24 protein-coding genes are annotated in these 23270 nt (G+C 66.6%); 15 read left to right on the top strand and 9 right to left on the bottom strand.

Going from position 1 to position 23270, the window contains the following annotated elements:
- The first annotated feature begins 321 nt into the window (after positions 1-321).
- The 11 genes from coxB to rnhA all read left to right on the top strand — a co-directional run bounded on the left by coxB (position 322) and on the right by rnhA (position 9552).
- Entirely contained in the window at positions 322-1266 is a 945-nt protein-coding gene (coxB, locus tag AUL33_RS01985; RefSeq protein WP_062203120.1) for a cytochrome c oxidase subunit II, read from the top strand.
- 29 nt (positions 1267-1295) lie between these two features.
- Positions 1296-2894 carry a cytochrome c oxidase subunit I gene (gene ctaD, locus AUL33_RS01980; RefSeq protein WP_062203118.1) on the top strand — a complete coding sequence of 533 codons (1599 nt, stop codon included), beginning with the start codon at positions 1296-1298 and terminating at the stop codon, positions 2892-2894.
- A 132-nt stretch (positions 2895-3026) separates the two neighbouring features.
- Complete coding sequence (locus AUL33_RS01975) at positions 3027-3971, top strand: heme o synthase (RefSeq protein WP_062203117.1); 945 nt, start codon at positions 3027-3029, stop codon at positions 3969-3971.
- Positions 3961-4110, top strand: a complete 150-nt coding sequence (locus AUL33_RS01970) for a hypothetical protein (protein ID WP_062203115.1) — start codon at positions 3961-3963, stop codon at positions 4108-4110. The genes AUL33_RS01975 and AUL33_RS01970 overlap by 11 nt, the downstream gene beginning before the upstream one ends.
- A gap of 4 nt (positions 4111-4114) precedes the next feature.
- Entirely contained in the window at positions 4115-4732 is a 618-nt protein-coding gene (locus tag AUL33_RS01965; protein WP_062203113.1) for a cytochrome c oxidase assembly protein, read from the top strand.
- 116 nt (positions 4733-4848) lie between these two features.
- Positions 4849-5730, top strand: a complete 882-nt coding sequence (locus AUL33_RS01960) for a cytochrome c oxidase subunit 3 (RefSeq protein WP_062203111.1) — start codon at positions 4849-4851, stop codon at positions 5728-5730.
- An 81-nt stretch (positions 5731-5811) separates the two neighbouring features.
- On the top strand, positions 5812-6207 hold the full coding sequence (locus AUL33_RS01955) for a DUF983 domain-containing protein (protein ID WP_062203109.1): 396 nt from the start codon (positions 5812-5814) through the stop codon (positions 6205-6207).
- Positions 6208-6211: 4 nt separating this feature from the next.
- Positions 6212-7003, top strand: a complete 792-nt coding sequence (locus AUL33_RS01950) for an SURF1 family protein (protein ID WP_062203107.1) — start codon at positions 6212-6214, stop codon at positions 7001-7003.
- A gap of 59 nt (positions 7004-7062) precedes the next feature.
- Positions 7063-8091 carry a 4-hydroxy-3-methylbut-2-enyl diphosphate reductase gene (ispH, locus tag AUL33_RS01945; RefSeq protein WP_062203105.1) on the top strand — a complete coding sequence of 343 codons (1029 nt, stop codon included), beginning with the start codon at positions 7063-7065 and terminating at the stop codon, positions 8089-8091.
- A 1-nt stretch (position 8092) separates the two neighbouring features.
- Positions 8093-9073, top strand: coding sequence for a homoserine kinase (locus AUL33_RS01940; RefSeq protein WP_062203103.1), 981 nt, complete (start codon positions 8093-8095; stop codon positions 9071-9073).
- Entirely contained in the window at positions 9070-9552 is a 483-nt protein-coding gene (rnhA, locus tag AUL33_RS01935) for a ribonuclease HI (RefSeq protein ID WP_062203102.1), read from the top strand. The genes AUL33_RS01940 and rnhA overlap by 4 nt, the downstream gene beginning before the upstream one ends.
- Positions 9553-9561: 9 nt before the next feature.
- Here the strand turns inward: rnhA and AUL33_RS01930 are convergent, their stop codons facing one another.
- Both AUL33_RS01930 and AUL33_RS01925 read right to left on the bottom strand, forming a co-directional pair.
- Positions 9562-10047, bottom strand: a complete 486-nt coding sequence (locus tag AUL33_RS01930; RefSeq protein WP_062203100.1) for a peroxiredoxin — start codon at positions 10045-10047, stop codon at positions 9562-9564.
- A gap of 51 nt (positions 10048-10098) precedes the next feature.
- Entirely contained in the window at positions 10099-10929 is an 831-nt protein-coding gene (locus AUL33_RS01925) for a protein-disulfide reductase DsbD domain-containing protein (protein ID WP_192843121.1), read from the bottom strand.
- Positions 10930-11049: 120 nt separating this feature from the next.
- Between AUL33_RS01925 and AUL33_RS01920 the strand changes: the two genes are divergently transcribed.
- Positions 11050-11658 carry a YqgE/AlgH family protein gene (locus tag AUL33_RS01920; RefSeq protein WP_062203095.1) on the top strand — a complete coding sequence of 203 codons (609 nt, stop codon included), beginning with the start codon at positions 11050-11052 and terminating at the stop codon, positions 11656-11658.
- Positions 11659-11707: 49 nt separating this feature from the next.
- On the opposite strand, the gene AUL33_RS01915 is transcribed toward AUL33_RS01920, so the two are convergent.
- From AUL33_RS01915 to thrC, 4 genes are read right to left on the bottom strand one after another with little or no spacing between them, the layout of a single operon-like run.
- Positions 11708-14596: an EAL domain-containing protein gene (locus AUL33_RS01915; RefSeq protein ID WP_062203093.1), complete on the bottom strand. Its 2889-nt coding sequence runs from the start codon at positions 14594-14596 to the stop codon at positions 11708-11710.
- Between the two features lie 44 nt (positions 14597-14640).
- Positions 14641-15249, bottom strand: coding sequence for a GNAT family N-acetyltransferase (locus tag AUL33_RS01910; protein WP_062203090.1), 609 nt, complete (start codon positions 15247-15249; stop codon positions 14641-14643).
- A 17-nt stretch (positions 15250-15266) separates the two neighbouring features.
- Complete coding sequence (locus AUL33_RS01905) at positions 15267-16571, bottom strand: pitrilysin family protein (RefSeq protein WP_062203088.1); 1305 nt, start codon at positions 16569-16571, stop codon at positions 15267-15269.
- Positions 16568-17977, bottom strand: a complete 1410-nt coding sequence (gene thrC / locus AUL33_RS01900; RefSeq protein ID WP_062203086.1) for a threonine synthase — start codon at positions 17975-17977, stop codon at positions 16568-16570. The genes AUL33_RS01905 and thrC overlap by 4 nt, the downstream gene beginning before the upstream one ends.
- 144 nt (positions 17978-18121) lie before the next feature.
- On the opposite strand from thrC, the gene AUL33_RS01895 reads away from it, so the two are divergent.
- The gene (locus AUL33_RS01895; RefSeq protein ID WP_062203085.1) at positions 18122-18682 is read left to right on the top strand and encodes a hypothetical protein; all 561 of its coding nucleotides are present in this window, start codon (positions 18122-18124) and stop codon (positions 18680-18682) included.
- A 23-nt stretch (positions 18683-18705) separates the two neighbouring features.
- Here the strand turns inward: AUL33_RS01895 and AUL33_RS01890 are convergent, their stop codons facing one another.
- Positions 18706-19389, bottom strand: a complete 684-nt coding sequence (locus tag AUL33_RS01890; RefSeq protein WP_062203083.1) for an HAD family phosphatase — start codon at positions 19387-19389, stop codon at positions 18706-18708.
- Between the two features lie 192 nt (positions 19390-19581).
- Here AUL33_RS01890 and AUL33_RS01885 point away from each other — a divergent pair, with 192 nt between their 5' ends.
- Entirely contained in the window at positions 19582-20715 is a 1134-nt protein-coding gene (locus AUL33_RS01885; RefSeq protein ID WP_062203081.1) for a site-specific DNA-methyltransferase, read from the top strand.
- Here AUL33_RS01885 and AUL33_RS01880 read toward each other — a convergent pair whose 3' ends face one another.
- A complete protein-coding gene (locus tag AUL33_RS01880) occupies positions 20716-21324 on the bottom strand; it encodes an HAD-IA family hydrolase (RefSeq protein ID WP_062203079.1) in 609 nt (202 codons plus the stop codon).
- The gene (locus AUL33_RS01875) at positions 21321-22532 is read right to left on the bottom strand and encodes an A/G-specific adenine glycosylase (RefSeq protein ID WP_082652248.1); all 1212 of its coding nucleotides are present in this window, start codon (positions 22530-22532) and stop codon (positions 21321-21323) included. Before AUL33_RS01875 ends, AUL33_RS01880 begins: the two co-directional genes overlap by 4 nt.
- On the opposite strand from AUL33_RS01875, the gene AUL33_RS01870 reads away from it, so the two are divergent.
- Positions 22510-23268 carry a glycosyltransferase family 25 protein gene (locus tag AUL33_RS01870; RefSeq protein WP_082652263.1) on the top strand — a complete coding sequence of 253 codons (759 nt, stop codon included), beginning with the start codon at positions 22510-22512 and terminating at the stop codon, positions 23266-23268. The genes AUL33_RS01875 and AUL33_RS01870 overlap by 23 nt on opposite strands.
- Positions 23269-23270 lie beyond the last annotated feature (2 nt).

Below are 23270 nucleotides of genomic sequence, written 5' to 3'. Positions count from 1 at the left end.
CTTCCCGAGGAAACGCCGAAAGGGATTCGACGCCTTATGGCAAACGAAAGGTTAAATCATTCGGCACCGCCGCGTCGAGACATGCGCGGGCGGCACGGGCGCCGCGTCCCCGGGGTGCAGGGACAAGGATGCAACGATCGCATTATGTCGCAAGCGCCTATGGCCCGCTCGTGTTGCGAAGGCGGCGGTTTCGTGGTTGAAGCGACCGCAGTACCTGCACATTAGCGGCATTCGAGTGTGCGAGCGGAATCGCTCCCGTATCGAACTCGCCGCCGGTGGTCCGGCACCCTGGATCATGTCCTTCCACGAGGGAGAGAATTCGTGAAGAGAACATCACTTGCCGCGGTCGCGCTCGCCGGTTCGTCCATCGCCGCCTCCGCGCAGGATGCGGTCCTGCACCCAGGCCAGCCGCATCCCTGGCAGGTGAACCTGCAGGAAGCGCTTTCGCCCATCGAAGCGCAGATCCACTGGTTCAGCAACTACACCTTGTGGTTCATCGTCCCGATCGTGATCTTCGTTGCCGGTCTTCTGGCCTGGGTGGCGTTCCGCTACAACGAGAAGCGCAATGCGACGCCCTCGCGCACCAGCCACAACACGATCATCGAGGTCGTGTGGACGCTGGCGCCGGTGCTGATTCTGCTCTGCCTCGCGATCCCGTCCTTCCAGCTCCTCACCGCGCAGTACAATCCGCCGCGTGAGCCGGAACTGACGGTGAAGGCGACGGGCTACCAGTGGTACTGGGGCTATGAGTACCAGCCGGCGCAGACCGACGCCGCTGCGTCCTCGGCGGTAGCGGGTACTGCGGCGAACCCAGCCGATCCCGCGGCCCAGCCCGTGTCGTTCCTGTCCTACCCGCTCGGCGAAGACGCGCGGGGTGCCGCTGGCAAAGCGGACATGGCGGTCTATCCCCGCCTTCTGGCCGTCGACAACGAGATGGTCATCCCGGTCAACACCGTCATCCGCCTGCTCTCCACCGGCGGCGACGTGATCCACTCCTTCGCCATGCCCTCTCTCGGCGTGAAGGTCGATGCGGTCCCCGGTCGCCTGAACGAATACTGGTTCGAGGCAAACCGCGAGGGCATCTTCTACGGTCAGTGCTCGGAGCTTTGCGGCACCAGCCACTACAACATGCCGATCGGCGTGCGCGTCGTCAGCCAGGAGCAGTTCCAGGCTTGGCTCGCAGCGGCCGCCACCAATGTCGAAAATGCCAACGCCCAGCTCACCGCCGAAATCGCCTCCGCGACTTCGGTCGTGGCCGCGCGCTGATAGCGCTCGTTCCCGGGGGACACTGAAAAATGGCTCACGCCGCCGCCCATGATGCCCACGACCACAAGCCGACAGGCTGGACGCGCTGGGTTTATTCGACCAACCACAAGGACATCGGCACCCTTTACCTGATTTTCGCGATCTTCGCGGGAATCGTCGGCGGTGCTCTTTCGATCGCGATGCGCGCCGAGCTTCAGGAGCCCGGCCTGCAGATCTTCGGCAATCCGCAGGTCTACAACGTCTTCACGACGGGCCACGGCCTGATCATGATCTTCTTCATGGTGATGCCCGCGCTCATCGGCGGCTTCGCCAACTGGATGATCCCGATCATGATCGGCGCGCCGGACATGGCCTTTCCGCGCCTGAACAACATTTCGTTCTGGCTCATCGTGCCGGCCTTCCTGCTGCTGATCCTGTCGATGTTCGTCGAGGGAGCGCCCGGCACGAACGGCGCGGGCACGGGCTGGACCATGTATCCTCCGCTCTCCGTCATGGGCCATCCCGGCCCGGCGGTCGATCTCGCGATCTTCGGCCTTCACATCGCGGGCGCCTCGTCGATCCTCGGCGCGATCAACTTCATCACCACCATCCTCAACATGCGTGCTCCCGGCATGACGCTGCACAAGATGCCGCTCTTCGCCTGGTCGGTGCTCGTGACCGCCTTCCTCCTGCTTCTGTCGCTCCCGGTCCTCGCCGGCGCGATCACCATGCTTCTGACCGACCGCAATTTCGGCACCACCTTCTTCGCGCCCGAGGGCGGTGGTGATCCGATCCTCTACCAGCACCTCTTCTGGTTCTTCGGTCATCCCGAGGTCTACATCCTGATCCTGCCGGCCTTCGGCATCGTCAGCCACGTCATCTCGACCTTCTCGAAGAAGCCCGTCTTCGGCTATCTCGGCATGGCCTACGCCATGGTCGCCATCGGCGTCGTCGGCTTCGTCGTGTGGGCGCACCATATGTACACGACGGGCATCTCTCTCAACACGCAGCGTTACTTCGTCTTCGCGACGATGGTGATCGCGGTGCCGACAGGCATCAAGATCTTCTCCTGGATCGCGACGATGTGGGGCGGCTCGATCCGCTTCGCGACGCCGATGCTCTGGGCGATCGGCTTCATCTTCCTGTTCACCGTCGGAGGCGTCACGGGCGTAAAGCTCGCCAATGCCGGCATGGATCGCGTGCTCCACGACACCTACTACGTCGTCGCCCACTTCCATTACGTGCTGTCGCTCGGTGCGGTCTTCGCCATCTTCGCGGGCTGGTACTACTGGTTCCCCAAGATGAGCGGCTACATGTACAACGAGACGATCGGCAAGGTTCATTTCTACATGACCTTCGTCGGCGTGAACCTCGTATTCTTCCCGCAGCATTTCCTCGGCGCCGCCGGTATGCCCCGTCGCTACGTCGACTATCCCGATGCGTTTGCAGGCTGGAACTACGTGTCCTCAATCGGCTCCTACATCTCGGGCGTCGCTGTCCTCGTCTTCCTCTACGGCGTCTACGAGGCGTTCGCGAAGAAGCGGTTGGCAGGTGCCAATCCCTGGGGTGCAGGCGCCACGACCCTCGAATGGCAGCTCTCGTCTCCGCCGCCGTTCCACCAGTGGGAAGAGCTTCCGCGCATCCGCTGAGCGTCGGCCTTCCAAGCACCCGATCCCGGCTCCGGCCGGGATCGTTCCGTTCGAGGATGCATCCCCGGACCGGATCCCGTTCCGCCAGCGACCGTGAAGCGTCGCACGGAACCTCCTGAACGAGGACGCGCCATGACGGCCATCGACGTTTCCGCGATTGACCAGGATCGCCCGACCATCAGTCTCGCCGAACCCTCCGACTATCTGGCGCTCCTGAAGCCACGCGTCATGTCGCTCGTCGTGCTGACGGCGGTGACCGGTTTCCTGGCGGCTCCGGGCCATGTCCATCCCGTGCTGGCCGTCGTCTCGCTCTTCGCCATCGCGCTGGGAGCCGGCGGATCGGGCGCGCTCAACATGTGGTACGATGCCGACATCGACCGCGTGATGAAACGGACCGCGCAGCGTCCCGTGCCGGCCGGCCGCGTTTCGCCCGGCAGCGCCCTGGCCTTCGGCCTTTCGCTCTCGATCTTTTCGGTGCTCCTGCTCGGCCTTGCTGCGAACTGGTTCGCAGCATCGTTCCTTGCCTTCACCATTGCCTTCTACGCTGTATTCTACACGATGGGCCTGAAGCGCCGAACCGTGCAGAACATCGTCATCGGCGGCGCCGCCGGCGCCTTTCCGCCGATGGTCGCATGGTCGGCGGTGACGGGGAACGTCTCGCTCGAGAGCTTCGTCCTGTTCCTGATCATCTTCCTCTGGACGCCGCCGCATTTCTGGGCGCTGGCCATGTTCAAGATGAAGGACTATGGCGCGGCGGGCATTCCGATGCTGCCCAACGTCGCGGGCGAGCGCTCGACCCGTCGCCATATCTTCGCGTATTCCCTGTTTCTGGCGCCCGTCGGCGTCCTGCCCTTCGTCCTGGGCTTTGCCGGACCGGTCTACGGAGCGATCTCGTTGCTCCTGGGCGCCAACTTCGTCCGGCTCGCCTACCGCGTGCTCGGCATGCCCGACAACGACGCGGCGATGATCCCCGCCAAGAAGCTGTTCGGCTTCTCGATCGTCTATCTCTTCGCCATCTTCGCCCTGCTCTTGGCGGATATCGTCCTCGCGCGTGGATTTGGTCTTCATGGTTTCTGAGCCCGAGAACGAGCGCATCCGCCTGACCACTGCCGAGAGCCGCGCGCAGCGCCGTCGCTCGATCGCCATCGGCGTGACGCTCGTCGCGATGGTGGTGATGTTCTACGTCGTGACGCTGATCAAGATGGGAGCGGTCTGACCCCATGGACGCACCGACCTCTCACACGCCGAACCCACGGTCCGGGCGCCGCGCGCGCATTATCGCCTTCAGCTGCCTCGCCTTCGCCTTCGGCATGGTCGGCGCAGCCTACGCATCGGTGCCGCTCTACGCGCTGTTCTGCAAGGTGACCGGCTACGGCGGCACGACGCAGCGCGCCGAACAAGGCTCGGCAACCATCCTCGATCAGACCATCAACGTGCGCTTCGACGCGAATGCTTCGCCCGGTGTGCCCTGGATCTTCCAGCCGAACGAACGGCAGGTGACGGTGCGTCTCGGCGAGACCCGACAGACCGCCTACCACGCCAAGAACAATTCGAACGTGCCGGTGACCGCGCAGGCGACGTTCAACGTTACGCCGCTGGTGGCAGGCTCCTACTTCAACAAGATCGCCTGCTTCTGCTTTTCCAATCAGACGCTGCAGCCGGGCGAGGAACTCGACATGCCCGTCGTGTTCTTCGTGGACCCGGCGATCCTCGACGATCCCGACCTGAAGACGGCGCCGACGATCACGCTGTCCTACACGTTCTTTCCGGTCGAGCCGGTTCGCGCGCCGGTGGCCGAGGCGGCACCGGCACCGGCGGCCGCGCGAAACGCCTTGTAGCGCAGGACATCATCAACCGGCGCGATCGGGGGATCGCGTCGTCATCGCAACGGGACCTTTGGTATCCATCCGCGTTTGCTGGTAGACAGGCAGGGCAGGGATGAGTGGGACGAACCATGGCTGACACGACGCATACGAAGAACCACGACTACCACATCATCGACCCCAGCCCGTGGCCGTTCCTCGCCTCGCTGGGCGCGTTCATCATGCTCTTCGGAGCGGTGGCTTGGATGCGCTTCCACGCCGGCAGCCCGTTCATGTTCCTCGGCGCGGACATCGCGACGCCGTGGATCTTCTTCATCGGTCTGGCCCTCGTGCTCTACACGATGTTCGCGTGGTGGTCGGACACGATCAAGGAAGGCCGTGAGGGCGCCCACACGCCGGTCGTGTCGATGCACCTTCGCTATGGCATGATCATGTTCATCGCCTCCGAGGTGATGTTCTTCGTGGCCTGGTTCTGGGCCTTCTTCGACGCCAGCCTGTTCCCGGGCGAGGCGATCCAGGCCGCGCGTACGCAGGCGCTTGGCGGTGTCTGGCCGCCCAAGGGCATCGAGGTCCTCGACCCGCTGCACCTGCCGCTGTTCAACACGATCACCCTGTTGCTATCCGGCACGACCGCCACCTGGGCGCATCACGCCATGCTCGAGGATGACCGCAAGTCGCTGATCACCGGTCTGGCGCTGACCGTCTTCCTCGGCGTGATCTTCTCCTACGTCCAGTATTTCGAATATGCGCATGCGCCCTTCGCGTTCGCGGGCTCGATCTACGGTTCGACCTTCTTCATGGCGACCGGGTTCCATGGCTTCCACGTCATGGTCGGCATCATTTTCCTCGCTGTCTGCCTGCTGCGTGCCATCCGTGGCCACTTCACCCCGCATAAGCATTTCGGCTTCGAAGCGGCGGCCTGGTACTGGCACTTCGTCGACGTGGTGTGGCTGTTCCTCTTCTTCGCCATCTACGTTTGGGGCGGCTGGGGCGCGCCGATCCACGCCGGCTGACCGGCGAAGCCCAACGATACGACGATCGGGAAAAGGCGGCTGCGGCCGCCTTTTTCCATTCCTGCCACGGAGAGAAGCGACATGAGCCTCGAGCCGACGAGCTACCCAGGTGTCGACCCCGTCAAGTCGGGTGCGCTCGGTCGCTGTCCGCGATGCGGTCGGGGTCGGATCTTCGCGGGTTTCCTACGCCTCGAAAAGGCCTGCGACAGGTGCGACCTCGATCTGGCCCCGCTCGACTCGGCCGATGGCCCGGCCTTCTTCGTGATGACGATCGTCGGCTTCGTGGTGGTCGGCTTCGCGCTCTACACCGAGGTCGTCTACAGTCCGTCAGTCCTCGTCCATATCGTCTTGTGGGTGCCGCTGACCTTCATCCTGGCTCTGCCGCTGATGCGGGTGGCGAAGGGCTTGATGGTCGGGCTGCAATACAAGAACAAGGCGGCCGAGGGCCGGTTGGCATCCCATGACGAGAACGACTGACGCCATGGGTCCGCAGTCCGTGGACCTGGCCGGGCCGACCTCGCGCGGACGGTTTCTCTTCGTCGTCGCCATCTGCCTCGTCGGCATCGCCATTCTGTCGCTGCTCGGCGTCTGGCAGGTCGAGCGGCTGACCTGGAAGAACGAGATCGTCGCGCGCATCGATGCGCGCATCCATGCCGCGCCGCGTCCGATCGGCGAGATCGAGGCGGCGGCTGCGGGGGGAGAGGACATCGATTACGTGCCGGCCGCCGCGACCGGCGTCTTCGACCATGCCGGCGAGCGCTATTTTCTTTCGACCTTCGACGGCCAAGCCGGCTGGAACGTCTACACGCCGATGCGGATCGACGGAGAGGACCGGCTGATCTTCGTCAATCGCGGGTTCGTGCCCTACGATCGCAAGGACCCCGCGACGCGCGCCGTCGGCAATCCGGAAGGCGTGGTGGCGGTCACGGGGCTGGCACGCGCCGCCGCGACCGAGAAGCCCAACAGCTTCATGCCCGACAACGATCCGGCGAAGAACACCTTCTTCTGGCGCGATGTCACCGACATGGCCGCGGGACTGGCACTCCCCGCCGGTACCTCGGTTCTGCCCTTCTTCCTCGATGCCGGCCCGGGCGCGGCACCGGGTGGCTATCCGGTTGGCGGGGTGACGGTGGTCGACGTGCCGAACAACCATCTGCAATACGCAATCACGTGGTTCGGGCTGGCCGCGGTGCTCGTGGTGATGCTCGTGCTGTTTCTCATCAAGCGCGTGAGGGAGCCGCGTCCTCCATCAGCGATCGGTCCGGCGGGTTGACAGGAGGGGGTGCCATCCCTTCATTCCAGCGATTGACGCCCATGGTTGGAGACTGACGAGTGCCCGACGAGAACGGCAAGCCATCCCTGACGATCCGCCTGTGCGAGCCGCGCGGCTTCTGCGCCGGCGTCGATCGGGCGATCCAGATCGTCGTGCTGGCGTTGAAACGCTATGGCGCGCCGGTCTATGTCCGGCACGAGATCGTCCACAACAAATACGTGGTGGACGGTCTGCGCGACATGGGCGCTGTGTTCGTGAAGGAACTGACCGACGTGCCCGACGACGGGCAGCCGGTGGTGTTCTCCGCGCACGGTGTTCCCAAGTCGGTGCCAGCGGAGGCCGAACGGCGCGAGATGATCTATCTCGATGCGACGTGCCCGCTCGTCTCGAAGGTCCACAAGCAGGCCATGCGGCATCTGCGGCTGGGGCGGCAGGTGCTGCTGATCGGGCATCGCGGCCATCCGGAGGTGATCGGCACGATGGGACAACTGCCAGAGGGCAGCGTCGTCCTCATCGAGACCGAAGCCGACGTCGCGTCCTTCGAGCCCGCGGACCCGGCCTCCATCGGCTTCGTGACGCAGACGACGCTCTCGGTCGACGACACCGCCGGGATCGTCGAGGCGCTGCAGCGCAAGTTTCCGGATATGCAGGCGCCCTCGTCGGAATCCATCTGCTACGCGACCACCAATCGGCAGGACGCCGTGAAGGCATCGGCAGCCGGGACCGACCTCTTCATCATCGTCGGTGCGCCGAACTCGTCGAACTCGCGGCGGCTCGTCGAGGTCGCCGAGCGCGCGGGATCGAAACGCGGTCTGCTCGTGCAGGGCGCGGCGGATCTGCCGCTCGGCGACATCGTGGATGGCGCCGTGATCGGCATGTCGGCCGGCGCGTCGGCGCCCGAAATCCTGACGGACGAGATCCTCGCGACGCTCCGCAGCCGCTTCGAGGTTCGCATCGAACTGGTGCAGACCGCCATCGAGAACGAGAATTTCCCGGTCATGCGCGCGCTTCGGGACGTGCCGCTGACCGCGGCCGACATGGCCTTCGTCAACGGCGATCGTCCGCTGGCCGGCCGGAGGGCGAACTGAGATGGCCGTCTATACCGATGTCGGCGAGGCCGAACTTGCCGCATTCCTCGCTCGCTACGATGTCGGCGCGCTTCTCAGCTACAAGGGGATCGCGGAAGGGGTCGAGAACTCGAATTTCCTGCTGCGGACGGATGCCGACACGTTCATCCTGACGCTTTACGAGAAGCGGGTGAACCGTGACGACCTGCCGTTTTTCATCGGGTTGATGGAGCATCTGGCGGCCAAGGGCCTCTCCTGTCCGCTGCCGGTCGCGCCGCGCGAGGGCGAGGTGCTCGGCGAACTCGCCGGTCGTCCCGGCGCGCTCTTCACCTTCCTCGAGGGCATGTGGACCCGCCGGCCGAGCGCCGAGCAGTGCCGGGGCGTCGGGCGCGCTCTGGCCGGTCTTCATGCGGCAGGCGAAGGGTTCGCGCTCGAGCGACCGAACGCACTGTCGGTAGAGAGTTGGCGTCCGCTCTTCGAAGGTTGCGGCCCGCGCGCCGACGACGTGGAGCCCGGCCTGTCGGAGGAGATCCGGCGCGAGCTGGAGGTCTTGGAGGCAGGCTGGCCAAAGGATCTGCCGACCGGCGTCATCCATGCCGACCTCTTTCCCGACAACGTCTTCTTCCTTCAGGGCGAACTTTCGGGCCTCATCGACTTCTATTTCGCCTGCAACGACATCCTTGCCTACGATCTCGCGATCTGCCTCTGCGCCTGGTGCTTCGAACAGGACGGGGCCTTCAATATCACGAAGGGCCGCGCAATGATCGAGGGCTACAGGGCGGTACGGCCGCTGACGCTAGCCGAACTCGACGCGCTGCCGATGCTGGCGCGTGGCGCGGCGATGCGGTTCCTGCTGACCCGTCTCTACGACTGGATTCACATTCCCGACACGTCCTTCGTCACGAAGAAGGATCCTCGGGAGTATCTGCGCAAGTCCCGGTTTCACCGGCAGGTCCAGAGCGTCGCCGACTACGGCGTCGCCGTTGAAAGTGCATCCGCATGAGCGATACCCCAGAGGCCTCGACCCGTGTCGACATCTTCACGGACGGCGCCTGCTCGGGCAATCCGGGTCCCGGCGGCTGGGGCGCGATCCTGCGCACCGGCGAGACCGAGCGGGAGCTTTCGGGCGGCGAGGCGCATACCACGAACAACCGGATGGAGCTTCTGGCTGCCATCGAAGCCTTGGCCGCGCTGAAGCGTGCCTGCGACGTGCATCTCCATTCCGACTCGCAATACATGCGCGACGGCATCACCAAGTGGATCCATGGCTGGAAGAAGAACGGCTGGAAGACCGCGGATCGCAAGCCGGTGAAGAACGCCGAGCTTTGGCAGCGGCTGGACGACGAGCGCAAGCGCCACGCCGTGACCTTTCACTGGGTGAAGGGCCATGCCGGCCATGCCGAGAACGAGCGGGCCGACGAACTGGCGCGGGCCGGCATGGCGCCGTTCAAGGGGCGGCGGACGGCAGTTCCGTCCGCCTGAATTCTCGAGTTAAAGCTGTCCGAGCACGGTGGCGGCCGAGGACGTGTCGGCCTGCCCCGGCGAATCCTCGACGTTCAATGCCTTCACCACCCCGTCCTCGACGATCATCGAGTAGCGCTTCGAGCGCGTCCCCATGCCGCCCACGGCCATGTCCATGTCGAGGCCAACCGCCCTCGTGAAGTCGGCATTGCCGTCCGCGAGGAAGAGGATGCGGTCGCCGGCTTCCGTCGCCTTGGCCCAGGCCTTCATCACGTGAACGTCGTTCACCGAGACGACCGCGATCGTATCGACGCCCTTGGCGCGCAGGTCCGCGTTCAGATCGAGGAAGCCGGGCAGGTGGTTCATCGTGCAGGTCGGCGTGAAGGCGCCGGGCACGGCGAAGAGAACGACCTTGTGGCCACCAAAGATCTCGTCGGTGGTGATAGGCTTCGGACCATCCTCGCCCGGCGTGCGGAAGGTGGCGTCGGGAATGCGGTCGCCGGGAGAAATCGTCATGCGGTTGGTCCTTCGGATGGGGTCGCAGCGACTTCTCGAGACTCGCAGGCGCTACGGCTGCTCGACGATGAGCGAGGGCGATAATCGGGCGCTTTCGCCCGAGGTCAACAGCACTGCGATCGCCAGCGGCATTCCCGCAGGCGTTGGACGGCGCTCGATGGCAATATCGAAGGCGGCGCCCGGTGCCTCGCCCGCCAAGACCACGCGTCGTGGCTGGCCAAGGCTCCAGCCGGCGGGCGCGGCGACGAAGATGTCGGCGTCGTGTGGCGAGGCGTCCGGCAGCGTGATGCGGAGCGATCGTCCATCGGGCGACGAGCGCGCCGTCCATCCGGCAATGGGGGGGACCGGCTCGGGTAGCGCGGCGCGTGCTGCGGCGACAGCGGCTTGCGCCGAGAGGCCGGCCGTGGGTTCTGCGGTCAGCGACGCCTGCACGGGAACGCAGATCTCGCGGCAGACACCGATGAGAAGATCGAGGCGGACCAACGGCTTGTCGGGCGAAGCGGATGTGGCTTCGAAGGGCAGGGCAACGGGTTCGAGATAGCCGACGCTCGTCAGATCGCCCTCTTGGAACCGCCGGGGAACCGGATACTCGACGTCGAACGCCTGCAGACTCTCGCTTCGGCTGAAGTCGAGTTGCGGCGCCAAGCCCGCCGGGCCGGGATCGATCCAGTAGGTCTTCCAGCCGGGCTCGAGCTGGATCTCCAAGGCGCCGCGAACGCGGCCCGCGGCATCGGGCGGCAGGGCAACGAGCCTCAGTGCGACGCCGTCCTGGCGAAACTCCGAAGCGGCAGTGGCCGGTCCGAGCAGACCGAGAAGCAAGGCGAGCGGCGCTGCCGGACGCAGGGCTCGTACGAGCCTGGACAGCTTCGATATCAGGCTCACAGGGAGAACGCAGGCGCTTGCGGCATCGGTTGACCCTGCCGGCGGCAAAACGACGGTAGCGCCCGTTCGCAGCCTCACGTCGCAGGTGCAAATAAGCGCGGACATCTCTATCTTGGAACCATGGACCTTGAACAGATGCGTAGCCGATCCGACGAAACCGCCTCGCTCGAGGGGCATTTCCTGATCGCCATGCCCGGCATGGAGGACGAGCGCTTCGCGCGCTGTGTCGTCTATGTCTGCGCGCATTCGGCGAACGGGGCGATGGGCTTCATCATCAACAAAGGGCAGCCGCTGAGCTTCGCCGCGCTGCTCACCCAACTGGAGATCGTCGGTGACCCCGACGAGATCCGTCTGCCGGAGAAGGGGCGAGAAGTCTCTGTCTGCGTCGGTGGCCCTGTGGAGCGCGGACGCGGCTTCGTCCTTCATTCCGACGACTACGAATCCGACTCGACCGTCACCGTGGACGAGGGGATCGCGTTGACGCCGACCCTCGACATCCTCAAGGCGATGTCGAAAGGGACCGGGCCGACGACCGCGATCATGGCACTCGGCTATGCCGGCTGGGGTGCCGGGCAGCTGGAATCGGAGATCGCCGCCAATGGCTGGCTGACCTGCCGCGCGGATCTCGGCATCGTCTTCGACGCCGAACTCGACCACAAATACACGCGAGCGCTCGGCATCCTCGGTGTCGACCCGGCCTTCCTGACGAGCGAAGCCGGACACGCCTGACATCGCTTGGCGCCCGAGGCCAAGGTCCGGCGTTTCGCTCGACCGTTGATCACGCACGCTTGGCCTGACGCTCCTGCAGCCGCCGCCGGGCCTCTTCGGCCGTCAGCGGCGGGGCAAACATGTAGCTCTGCGCGTACTCGCAGTTCAACTGGCGCAGCCGTGCGGCATCCGTCTCGTTGTCGACGCCCTCGGCCACAACGACGAGCCCGAGCTCGTGCGCCATCGTCACGATGGACTGGACGATGATCGGGCGCTGCGGCTGGGCGTCGCCGCGCAGGAAGGACTGGTCGATCTTCAGCGTGTCGAACGGAAAGCGCATGAGGTAGGACAGCGACGAATAGCCGGTACCGAAATCGTCGAGCGACAGGCCGACGCCCATCTCCTTCAGCTTGACGAGGAGCTTGGCCGAGCGCTCGGGATTGTCCATCACCAGCGATTCGGTCAGCTCCAGCTTGAGCGTTTCCGGCACGAGGTTGTAGCGCTTCAGGATCTGGCGGACGTCGTTGAGGAGATCCTGCCGGATGAGCTGGCGGCTGGAGATGTTGACGGAGCAGAACAGCTTCGACTGCCCTGGCAGCTTCTGCCAGTCCGACAGGCGACGGGCCGCCTCGTCGAGCGCGAACTGGCCGAGTTGGACGATGAGGCCGGTATTCTCCGCGATCGGGATGAACTCCGAGGGCGAGACCGGGCCGCGCTTCGCATGGTTCCAGCGCATGAGAGCTTCGAAGCCGACGATCTCGGTGGTCGAGAGCTTTACGATGGGCTGGAAGGCCAGCGACAGTTCGTTGCGCCCGAAGGCGCGGCGAAGGTCAGACTCCAGCTCGACCCGGCCTGAGGAATGCGTCTTGAACGAGGGCCGGAACGGCTCGATCCGGTCGCCGCCGAGGCGTTTGGCCTGATACATCGCGAGTTCCGCCTCGCGCAGCACCTCGTCCGCCCCCGCGCCGTCCGTCCAGCCGGTGAGGCCGACAGAGGCGGTGAGGATGATGTCGCGATCGGCGAAGGCGATCGGCGCGCGCACGACGTCGCGCAGCGTTTCGGCGAAGGTGCCGACCGCGCCGACATCATTTTCCGACATGAGGATGAGGCCGAACTGGTTGCCGGAGAGGCGGGCGAGCGAGTCCTGCGGTTTCAAGACGCGCTTCAGGCGGCGGCCGACCGTCAGCAGGATCGTGTCTCCCGTGGCGATGCCGAAATCGTCGTTCACCTGCTTGAAGCGGTCAATGTCGATGACGAAGAGGGTGGGGCGCACGTCGTCGCGGGTCGAGGCGAGGGCGGCGATCGAGTCGAGGCGATCGATGAAGAGTTCGCGGTTCGGCAGACCGGTGAGTTGGTCGTGCAGCGCATCGTGCAACAGGCGCTCCTCAGCCTTCTTGCGGTCGGTGATGTCCTTCAGCGTGCCGACGCAGCGCACGACCTCGCCATTGGAGCCGAGAACCGGACGGGCTTGAAGGTTCATCCAGTGATAGTGGCCGTCGTCGCTGCGCAGGCGGAAGTCCTGCGCGATGCGGCCGCGCCGGTGCTCCAGAATTGTGTCGAGCGTCACCTTGAACCGGTCGCGGTCGTCCGGGTGCAGGATGGGCAGCCAGTCGCGTGCGGGCCCGTTCATCGCGGCGATCGGCATGCCGGTCAGGCCGTCGCTGTCGGCGCCCGCGAAGATGCGGTCGCGCGCCACGTCCCAGTCCCAGATCGCGTCGCCCGTGCCCGCGAGCGCCAGCGAACGGCGCTCCATGTCCGACAGAATGCCGCTGCCGAACGTGCCGCCGGCGAAGGCGTGCTGCATCACCGTGAAGCCGATGAGGAGCACGATGAGGACGAGACCGCCGCCGAGCGCCGGCTGGATGATGTCGTTGTCGATGCGGCCCGTCACCGTTAGCCACGCCGCGGCGAGCCAGACGATGATCAGCAGCCAGGTCGGGATCAGCATGATCGCCCGGTCGTAGCGCACCGCCGAGAGCGACAGGATGAGGCAGAGGCCGATGCCGGCGGTGGCGGCCATCGACATGCGGGCGATGCCCGAGGCCATCGGCGGGTCGAAGGCGGCGAGGATGCCGAGCCCGGCGAGCCCGGCCAGCCAGAGCGCGGTGAAGGCGGATAGGACGCCGTGCCATCGGTTGAGGTTGAGATAGGCGTAGAGGAACACGACGAGCGTGAAGGCGAGGGCGACCTCCGTGCCGGCCCGCCAGATCCGTTCCTCGCCGGGCACGATCGGCACGAGCTTCTGCCAGAAGTCGAAGTCGATGCAGATATAGGCGAGCACCGCCCAGGCCAGCGCCGCGGTGGCCGGAAACATCGGCGAGCCCTTCACCACGAAGAGGATCGTCAGGAACACCGCGAGCAGGCCGGCGATGCCGAGCACGATGCCGCGATAGAGGGTGAAGGCGTTGACCGTGTCCTTGTAGGCATTGGGCTCCCACAGGCGAATTTCGGGAAGCTGGTCGGACGAGAGTTCGGCGACGAAGGTGATGATCGTGCCGGGGTCGAGCGTCACGAGAAAGACGTCGGCCTCGGGGCTTTCCTGCCGGTCGAGCGCGAAACCTTCGGATGGCGTGATCGCTGCGATGCGTTGGGCACCAAGGTCGGGCCAGAGGATGCCGGAGCGGGCCAGACGGAAATGCGGCGCGACCACCATCCGGTCGATCTGCCCGTCTGTGTTGTTGGCAAGCGCGAACACCGCCCAGTTGCCGGTGGGCTGTGCGGAACTCGACTCGATTTCGATTCGCCGCACGATGCCGTCGGCGCCCGGAACCGTCGAGACCTGGAAATTGGCGCCGCGGCCCGTGTAGAGGTCGACGGCGGGCAGAAGATCGATCGCGATGTCCTCGCGCCCGATACTGACCGGCGACAGCGCATGGCCCGGCGTCGCCAGCCCGAGCGAGGCGAAAAGTGCCGCCACGAGCCAGAGCATCGGGACCAGAAGGCGAAGGGTATGCGGCATGAAAAGCGTCGGGGCCTCGTGCTGACGGGAAGATCGCGTCGATTTCACGCCGTGGGTCCGGGCCGAGCGCGGGCGGCCCAGTCGTCGATCAGCAGCGAGTACAGGTGGTGATCCTCCCAGACACCGGCGATTTTGAGGTAGTCTCGCAGATGCCCCTCCAGCCGGAAACCGGATTTTTCGAGAAGCCGGGTGGAACGCTCGTTCTTCGGCAGGCAGGCCGCCTCGATCCGGTGCAGCCGCTCGACCTCGAAGGCGAAGATGCAGACCGCCTCGACCGCGCGCGCCATGACACCGCGACCGGCAAAGGGCACGCCCATCCAGTAGCCGAGCGTCGCCGACTGCGCGACGCCGCGCTGGATGCGGCCGAGCGTCAGTCCGCCCTGCAGCTGCGCGCCCGCTTCGTCGAAGACGAAGAACGTGTAGCTGGCGCGATCGCGCGCGTCCCGCCGGTAGCGCTTCAGGCGCAACCGATAGGCTGCTCGGCTGAGTTCGACCTCGCTCCACAGCGGCTCCCAAGGAGTGAGGAAGTCGCGGCTCGTCTCGCGCAACTCCCGCCACTGCGGATAGTCCGAAGCGCGCGGCAGACGCAGGGATACGCCGCGGCCCGTCAACGACGGTCGCGCCGATGCCTGCGTCCAGTCGAGCAGCCTCATCGCCCGCTCCGCGCCGCTCAGCCGTTCACGGCCGCCCGCACGGGTCGGGCGACGCCTGCCTTCGCGCCTTCCATCAAGCTGCCGAGCGCCGGGAGATGCGAGACCGGTCCGATCGCGGCCAGCGTCGGCACGGCGTCGAGGAAGGTGGCGCCCGCAAGGTCGGCGAGGCGACCGGCGGTGATCGCGCCGAGCCGGTCGAGCAGTTCGGCATTGGAGATGATGTCTCCATTGAACATCAGCTGACGCGCCATCTGGCCGGCGCGGGACGCCGGGCTTTCCTGGCTCATGAGGAGGCTGGAGCGCATCTGGGCGCGGGCCCGCACGACCTCCTTCTCGCCGATGCCGTCGGCGGCGCGCGCCAGCTCCTCGACGATCACGGGCGCGAGTTCCGCTAGCTCTTCCTCGCCGGTTGCGGCATGGACGCCGAAGATGCCGCTGTCCGAGAAGCTCCAGTGGAAGGCCGAGATCGCGTAGCAGAGCCCGCGGGTCTCGCGGACCTCCTGGAAGAGGCGCGAGGACATGCCGCCGCCGAGGATGATCGAAAGAACCTGCGCGGCGTAGAAGTCGCGCTTGTAGTAGGGGCGACCCTGGAAGCCGAGCACCATCTGCGCATCGGCGAGATCGCGTTCCTCGCGGAATTCGCCGCCGGTGTAGCGCGCCGTCTCGCGGGCACCGGAGACGACGGGGCGGTCGGCAATGTCGCCGAAGGCGGCGGTGACGCGGTCGACGATGTCACGATGCGACACGGCACCGGCGGCCGAGACGATCATCTGCCCCGGCGTGTAGTGCCGCGCCAGATAGGCCCTCAGGTTGCCGGCGGTGAAGGATTTGACGCTGTCACGGGTGCCGAGGATCGGACGCCCGATGATCTGGTCGTGGAAGGCCGATTCCTGGAAGTGGTCGAAGACGATGTCGTCCGGCGTATCTTCCGCCGCGCCGAGCTCCTGCAGGATGACCTGCTGCTCGCGCTCCAGCTCCTCGTCGTCGAAGCGCGAATCGAGGAGGATGTCGGCGAGGATGTCGAGCGCCAGCGGCACGTCGTCCTTCATCACGCGGGCATAGTAGGCGGTGGTCTCGACGCTTGTGGAGGCATTCAGCTCGCCGCCGACATCCTCGATCTGCTCGGCGATGTCGCGCGCGCTGCGCTTCGTCGTGCCTTTGAAGGCCATGTGCTCGAGGAGATGGGCGATGCCATGCTCGTCGCGCGCCTCGTCGCGCGCGCCGGCCTTGACCCAGACGCCGAGCGCGGCGCTTTCGAGCGTCGGCATTGTCTCCGTCGCGATCGTCAGCCCGTTCGACAGCCGCGTGATCTCGACGCTCATGCGGCCGCTCCGAGCCGCACGGCGCGGCTGCGGTCGCGGATATAGGTCTGGACGGCGGCCAGCTCGTTCGGCAGCACCTCGAAGCGCTCGTTCTTCTTCATCAGGTCACCATGGCTCGGCGGCAGGGGCGGCTCGAAGCCGCAGGCCGCCTTGACCGAGGCCGGGAACTTGGCCGGATGGGCCGTGCCGAGCGTGATCATCGGCACCTCGCCGATGCGCTGGTCGGCCACGGATACGCCGACCGCCGTGTGCGGATCGAGGAGATAGGCGGTGGTGCCGAGGTAGGCGCGGATCGTCTCGGCCGTCTCGCGCTCGCTCGTGCGCCCGGCATCGAACTCGGCGCGGATGGCCGCGATCGTGGCTTCCGGCACGGTGAAGGCGCGCGACTGCTGGAGCTGCTGCATCAGGCGGCGGATCGAGGCCGCATCGCGCCCGCCCGCCTCGAACAGGAGGCGCTCGAAGTTCGAGGAGATCTCGATGTCCATCGAGGGCGACATGGTGGCGTGGACGCCCTCCATCTCGTAGCGACCGGACTTCAGGGTGCGCTCCAGGATGTCGTTCTCGTTCGTCGCCACGACGAGGCGTTCGACCGGCAGGCCCATGCGCTTGGCGGCATAGCCGGCGAATATGTCGCCGAAATTGCCGGTCGGCACGGTGAAGGACACGGTGCGGCCTGGCGCGCCGACGCTGGCGGCGGCGGTGAAGTAGTAGACGATCTGGGCCATGATCCGCGCCCAGTTGATCGAGTTGACACCCGACAACGCGGTTTCTGCCCGGAAGCCGCGATCGTTGAACATCGCCTTCACGAGGGCCTGGCAGTCGTCGAACGTGCCCTCGATGGCGACCGCATGGACGTTGGCCGATTCCGACGTCGTCATCTGGCGCTGCTGCACCGGCGAGACGCGGCCCTTGGGGAAGAGGATGAACATGTCGGTGCGGTCGCTGCCGGCGAAGGCTGCAATGGCGGCGCCGCCGGTGTCGCCCGAGGTCGCGCCGACGATCGTGGCGCGCTGGCCGCGCTGCTCGAGCACATGATCCATCAGCCGCGCGAGCAGCTGCATCGCCACGTCCTTGAAGGCCAAAGTCGGCCCGTGGAACAGCTCGAGCACGAAATGCCGGTCGCCGATCTGCACGAGCGGGGCCACGGCCGGATGGCGGAACGTGGCGTAGGCCTCGCGCACCATGCGCTTGAGATCGGCCGGCGCGATGTCGTCGCCGACGAACGGCGTCAGCACCTCGATGGCGACCTCGGCATAGGGCCGTCCGGCGAAGGAGGCGATCTGCTCGGGCGAAATGGCCGGCCAGGTCTCGGGCACGTAGAGCCCGCCATCATCGGCGAGACCCGCCAGAAGAACGTCGGCGAAACCCAGGATCGGAGCTTCGCCCCGCGAACTCACATATCTCACGACTACTCCCATCGACCCGGATCGGGCCGCTTCTCATCGTCGGCCGGGAAAGCCCGCGGTTTTCGCGACGGCGGCGGTCGCAACGCGACAGGCGGCCTGATATAGAACGGCGCACCATGATAAGGGAAGAACCGCGGGATGCATATGTCTCTGGTTTCCAAGAGTTCGAAGGTCGCAGCCCTCCTGACGGGCGCCGCACTCCTTTCGGCCTGCAGTACGTCGGGTACCGGAGCGCCCGCTCCGGGCCCCGACGCGCCGGCGCCGCAGGCCGTGGCCAGTGCAGGCGTCGTGCCGGATTATTGTCCGCAGGTCAGCCTGCGGGAGGGCACCGCGATTCTGCGCAAGGGCGCTGGCGACGACCTGCAATATCTCGCGTCGATCGCCTCGACCACGCGGTCCTGCCGCGTCAAGGACGGCGAGCTGTACATGGAGGTCGGCATCGCCGGCCGTCTCGTGCCGGGGCCGGCCGGGCGTCCGGGCAGCGTCAACCTGCCGATCCGCATCGCCATCGTGAACGCGGGTGCCGTCGCCTACACCAATCTCGGGCAGGTCCAGGTCTCGACCGACCCGGCCGGCGGCCCGAAGAACTTCACCTATGTCGACCGCGCCATCCGCATCCCGATGCCCGCGGGGCGCACGCTAACGGTGTTCGCGGGGTTCGACGAGGGCGCGCCGGCGGCAGGACGCGCCGCTCCCAAGAGCTGAGCCGGAAGAGGGGGCGGCGTGCTCTACGCCGCTTCCCACTCCGCGAAGGCCGCGACTACGGCCGGGAATTCCGACAGGCGCTTGATGATCGTCTCCGCGCCGGCTTCGGTCAGGGCATCGCCATGGCCGGGATAGGTGTGCTTGCCGCCCACGAAACCGACGACGCGGCAGCCGGCCGCGGCCGCGGCCGCGACGCCATGCACGGAATCCTCGATCACCACCGTCTCGCGCGTCGGCACGCCGAACTGCTCGGCTCCGTAGAGATAGACGTCCGGCGCCGGCTTGCCGCGCTTGGTGCCGACCTCGAGCGCCGAGAAGACGTAGGGGCGGAAGCGGTCCCATAGCCCGACCTTGCGCAAGCACATCTCCAGCCGCATGCCCATCGAGTTCGAGCAGATGCAGCGCGGCAGATCCAGCTTGTCGAGCATCTCGGCCGCGCCCGCGATCGCCTGCACGTCGCTCGACAGGCGGCGTTCGATCTCGGCGTCGGTCTTTTCGACGAAGTCTTCCGGGAAGTTCATGCCCGTCTCCTCGCGGAGCAACTCCATCATCCGTACCAGCGTCAGGCCGGCGAAGCGCTCGGCGATCTCCTCGGCGGAGATCTCGTAGCCAAGCTCGGTCAGGCGCTCGGACTCGACGCGGGCGGCGATGATCTCGGAATCGATGAGAACGCCGTCGCAATCGAACATGATGAGCGAGAGAGCCATGGGATGCTCCTGAAGGAACTGAACGGAAAGGGTAAACTTCGGCGGCCCGGGTAGCACGGGACGCTGCGCATGGCCACCCGCAGGCCGGGAATCGGCGGCTCTCGGTGGTTTCACGAGGCCGCCTTTACCCGCCGTTAAGCTCGTTCGGTAACCATGATCCCGAAATCGAGTGTCGAGTAACGGGTGGTGTCCATGTCCAATCTTCGTCGCGTGTCGACCGTCTCCGCCGCCTCCGCCAAGCCCGAATGGCTGAACACGATCATCAAGGGCGACTGCGTCTCGCGCATGGCGGCGCTGCCGGCCAACTCGGTCGACGCGATCTTCGCCGACCCGCCCTACAACCTGCAGCTCGGCGGAGACCTGCACCGGCCCGACCAGTCGAAGGTCGACGCGGTGGACGACGCCTGGGACCAGTTCGAGAGCTTCGCCGCCTACGACGCGTTCACCCGCGCCTGGCTTCTGGCGGCGCGCCGTATTCTCAAGCCGAACGGCACGATCTGGGTGATCGGCTCCTATCACAACATCTTTCGCGTCGGCGCGATCATGCAGGATCTCGGCTTCTGGCTTCTGAACGACGTGGTGTGGCGCAAGACCAACCCGATGCCGAACTTCCGCGGCCGTCGCTTCCAGAACGCGCACGAGACGATGATCTGGGCCTCGCGTGACAAGGACGCCAAGTCCTACACGTTCAACTACGATGCGATGAAGGCCGCCAACGACGACACGCAGATGCGCTCCGACTGGCTCTTCCCGATCTGCTCGGGCGGCGAACGCCTGAAAGGCGAGGACGGGCTCAAGGTGCATCCGACGCAGAAGCCCGAGGCGCTGCTTGCCCGCGTCATCCTGTCCTCGACCAAGCCCGGAGACACGATCCTCGACCCGTTCTTCGGCACGGGAACGACGGGCGCCGTCGCCAAGCGGCTCGGCCGCAACTTCGTCGGCATCGAGCGGCAGGACGACTACATCGAGGCGGCAACCGATCGGATCCTGTCGGTGGAGCCGCTCGACGCCTCCATCCTGCACATGACCGGTGGCAAGCGCGCCGAGCCGCGCGTTCCCTTTGCGACGCTCGTCGAGTCCGGCCTCGTCGCCCCCGGCGCCGAGCTGACGGATGCGCAGGGCCGCTGGAGTGCCAACGTGCGCGCCGACGGCACGATCGCGGCCAATGGCGAGGCGGCATCCATCCACCGGATGGGCGCTCGGGTGCAGGGGCTCGACGCCTGCAACGGCTGGACCTTCTGGCACGTGCGCGAGAACGGCCGGCTGCGCGTCATCGACGAACTACGCCAGATCGTGCGCGACCAGATGGCCGCCAGCGCCGTCTGATCAGACGGGCAGGCCGCGTGTCCGGAGGTCATTCCGAAGCGTGGTCGCATCGGTGAACATCACCGCCTGCCAGCCGGCGGCGATGGCGCCCGCGACATTGGCGGCGCTGTCGTCGATGAAGAAAGTCGCGGCGGGATCGAGGTCGAAGAGCCCGGCGTGATGCGCGAAGATTGCCGCGTCCGGCTTCACCTGCCGGATGCGCCCAGACACCGTAACACCGCGCGCCTCACCGAGGAAACCGAACATCTCCTCCGCCTCCTCGAACGTGTCGGCGGCGAAGTTGGTCAGCAGCGTCACATCGATCCCGGCAGCGATCAGGTCGCGGTAGATCGCGACCGTTCCTTCATAGGCATGCGGCACCATCTGTCGCCAGCCGCGTCGGAAGGCGCGGATCAGCGACGCCTTTTCGGGGTGCTCGGCGACCAGCATCGCCTCCGCGTCCTCCCAGGCCCGGCCGCGATCCTGTTCGAGGTTCCAGGCGGGAGAGCACACCTCGGCCAGGAACCGCGCGCGCTCGGCATCGTCGGGGATCAGCGCCCGGTAGGGGATCTCGGGATCCCAGTGAATCAGCACGCGGCCGATATCGAAGACGACGTGGCGGATGGTCATGTCGGCAACTCTTTTGAAGTGACGGGAATCTGGGGCGGTTCGGCCAGCGCTGCCTCGATCGCCTTGCGCATCAGCGTCGGCAGCGCTTCGGTTTCGAGCGCGGAGGGCGTCGCCCACCAGCCGTCGATCGCAGGATCATCGGTGATCTCGGCGGTCCAGACTTCGAGCACGAGATCGAAATGGGTGAAGCCGTGAAGGACGGCGCCCGCCGCTCGCCACGAGGCCGGAAAGAGGGCGGCGGCGGCGCCGGTCGCACCGTCCTGACGCGAGGTCCAGTCGGTCGAGGGCGGCTCGCTCATACCGCCGAGCATGCCGGTGGCGGGGCGTCGGCGCAGCCAGACGGCGCCATCGGAGGCTCGGCGCGCGACGAAGGCGGCGCCGTTGCGGGTGGGCTTGGCCTTCTTCACCAGCTTGCGCGGAAAGCTCTCCTGCCGCCCTTCGATGCGCGCCTGGCACCCTTCGGTCAGCGGGCAGAGGACACAGGCCGGCTTGCGCGGCGTGCAGATCGTCGCGCCGAGATCCATCATCGCCTGCGCGAAGTCGCCGGGACGAAGGCGCGGCGTCATGGTTTCGACGAAGGACCGGATCGCCTTGCGCGCGGCCGGCAGCGGCATCTCGATGGCGTGGAGGCGCGTCGTCACGCGCTCGATATTGCCGTCCACCACCGCGGCCGGCTCGTCAAAGGCGATCGCGGCGACGGCGGCCGAAGTGTAGTCGCCGACGCCCGGCAGCTGGCGAAGCGCCGCCGCCGTCTCGGGGAAACGGCCGTTGTGATCGAGGGTCACGGTGCGGGCGCAGGCCAGAAGATTGCGCGCGCGGGCGTAGTAGCCGAGCCCCGCCCAGGCGCCCATCACCGCCTCGTCGGGCGCGCCGGCGAGATCCTGAACGCTCGGCCAGCGGGTCGTGAAGACGGCGAAATAGGCTTTGACCGCCGCGACGGTCGTCTGCTGCAGCATCACCTCGGAGAGCCAGACGCGGTAGGGATCGGGCCGCACGCCCCGTGCACGATCGGCCGGCGCGACGCGCCAAGGCAGGGTGCGCGCGTGCCGGTCGTACCAGGCGAGAAGTCGCGGCGCGACGCTGTCGGCCGCATCGGACGGGCTCGTGCTTGCTTGACTTCGCGCGGCCCGGAGTCCATCCGAGCCCGACCCGCGGGCCGTCCCGTCCGCCGCCTGGGGCTCAGTCTTGAAGATCGATTTCTTCGTCATCAACCTCGATCGGTCCCCGGAGCGCCTCGCATCGATCCGCGCCGATGCCGCCGCGCTCGGGATCGATCTGATACGGATCCCCGCCGTGGATGGAAAGAGCGTGGCCGAGGCCGATCGCACGCTGCTCGACCGCGCCGGCTTCCTGCGCCAGCACGGAAAGCACCCGATGGACGGCGAATATGGCTGCTATGCCAGTCATCTCGCCGCGCTGCGAGCGATTGCCGCAGGGGCGGCCGACGCCGGCGTCGTGTTCGAGGACGACGTGCATCCGCGCGCCGAACTCGCGCCCGTGTTCGAAGCGCTCTGTGACCGCGACGACTGGGACGTCGTGCGCTTCGCCCATCACCGGAAGGCCTCTCGCCGCCTCCTGCGTCGGCTGCCGGAGGGGCGGGGCCTCTTCGTCTCGCGCTTCGGCCCGACCGGCAGCGCCGCCGCCTATATCGTGCGCCGCTCCGCCGCCGCCAGGCTTGCCGACGCGTTGACGCCGATGCGTCTGCCCTTCGACGTGGCGCTGGAGCGCGGCTGGTCGATGGGCCTGCGCACGCGCGACGTCTGGCCCGATCTCGTCGGCTTCGGCGCGCACTCGAAAAGCAGCCTGACGCAGGCGGGTCGTCGTTATGCCTCGATGAAGCTGAAGCCCTGGCAGCGACTGCCCACGCTCGGCTTCCGCACGACCGATCTCGTGCGCCGCGCCGTCTTCGCGGCTACCGTTCGCCCGGGGAACAAGAACCAATGACG

Source organism: Aureimonas sp. AU12 (assembly GCF_001463705.1).
In the GTDB taxonomy this organism is placed as follows: Bacteria; Pseudomonadota; Alphaproteobacteria; order Rhizobiales; family Rhizobiaceae; genus Aureimonas.
The sequence above is the reverse complement of the archived record's forward strand: the minus strand, read 5'-3'. Positions and strand labels throughout refer to the sequence as shown.

What these genes read in the sequence shown, in the direction of transcription:
- AUL33_RS01895 (WP_062203085.1), top strand. Translation starts at nt 18,122, where the DNA reads ATGTCTCTGGTTTCCAAGAGTTCGAAGGTCGCAGCCCTCCTGACGGGC.
- AUL33_RS01930 (WP_062203100.1), bottom strand. Translation starts at nt 10,047, where the DNA reads ATGACGATTTCTCCCGGCGACCGCATTCCCGACGCCACCTTCCGCACG.
- AUL33_RS01965 (WP_062203113.1), top strand. Translation starts at nt 4,115, where the DNA reads ATGGACGCACCGACCTCTCACACGCCGAACCCACGGTCCGGGCGCCGC.
- AUL33_RS01905 (WP_062203088.1), bottom strand. Translation starts at nt 16,571, where the DNA reads ATGAGCGTCGAGATCACGCGGCTGTCGAACGGGCTGACGATCGCGACG.
- AUL33_RS01960 (WP_062203111.1), top strand. Translation starts at nt 4,849, where the DNA reads ATGGCTGACACGACGCATACGAAGAACCACGACTACCACATCATCGAC.
- AUL33_RS01875 (WP_082652248.1), bottom strand. Translation starts at nt 22,532, where the DNA reads ATGACGAAGAAATCGATCTTCAAGACTGAGCCCCAGGCGGCGGACGGG.
- AUL33_RS01885 (WP_062203081.1), top strand. Translation starts at nt 19,582, where the DNA reads ATGTCCAATCTTCGTCGCGTGTCGACCGTCTCCGCCGCCTCCGCCAAG.
- AUL33_RS01890 (WP_062203083.1), bottom strand. Translation starts at nt 19,389, where the DNA reads ATGGCTCTCTCGCTCATCATGTTCGATTGCGACGGCGTTCTCATCGAT.
- rnhA (WP_062203102.1), top strand. Translation starts at nt 9,070, where the DNA reads ATGAGCGATACCCCAGAGGCCTCGACCCGTGTCGACATCTTCACGGAC.
- AUL33_RS01970 (WP_062203115.1), top strand. Translation starts at nt 3,961, where the DNA reads ATGGTTTCTGAGCCCGAGAACGAGCGCATCCGCCTGACCACTGCCGAG.
- AUL33_RS01920 (WP_062203095.1), top strand. Translation starts at nt 11,050, where the DNA reads ATGGACCTTGAACAGATGCGTAGCCGATCCGACGAAACCGCCTCGCTC.
- AUL33_RS01940 (WP_062203103.1), top strand. Translation starts at nt 8,093, where the DNA reads ATGGCCGTCTATACCGATGTCGGCGAGGCCGAACTTGCCGCATTCCTC.
- AUL33_RS01910 (WP_062203090.1), bottom strand. Translation starts at nt 15,249, where the DNA reads ATGAGGCTGCTCGACTGGACGCAGGCATCGGCGCGACCGTCGTTGACG.
- AUL33_RS01955 (WP_062203109.1), top strand. Translation starts at nt 5,812, where the DNA reads ATGAGCCTCGAGCCGACGAGCTACCCAGGTGTCGACCCCGTCAAGTCG.
- ctaD (WP_062203118.1), top strand. Translation starts at nt 1,296, where the DNA reads ATGGCTCACGCCGCCGCCCATGATGCCCACGACCACAAGCCGACAGGC.
- AUL33_RS01880 (WP_062203079.1), bottom strand. Translation starts at nt 21,324, where the DNA reads ATGACCATCCGCCACGTCGTCTTCGATATCGGCCGCGTGCTGATTCAC.
- AUL33_RS01975 (WP_062203117.1), top strand. Translation starts at nt 3,027, where the DNA reads ATGACGGCCATCGACGTTTCCGCGATTGACCAGGATCGCCCGACCATC.
- AUL33_RS01950 (WP_062203107.1), top strand. Translation starts at nt 6,212, where the DNA reads ATGGGTCCGCAGTCCGTGGACCTGGCCGGGCCGACCTCGCGCGGACGG.
- AUL33_RS01915 (WP_062203093.1), bottom strand. Translation starts at nt 14,596, where the DNA reads ATGCCGCATACCCTTCGCCTTCTGGTCCCGATGCTCTGGCTCGTGGCG.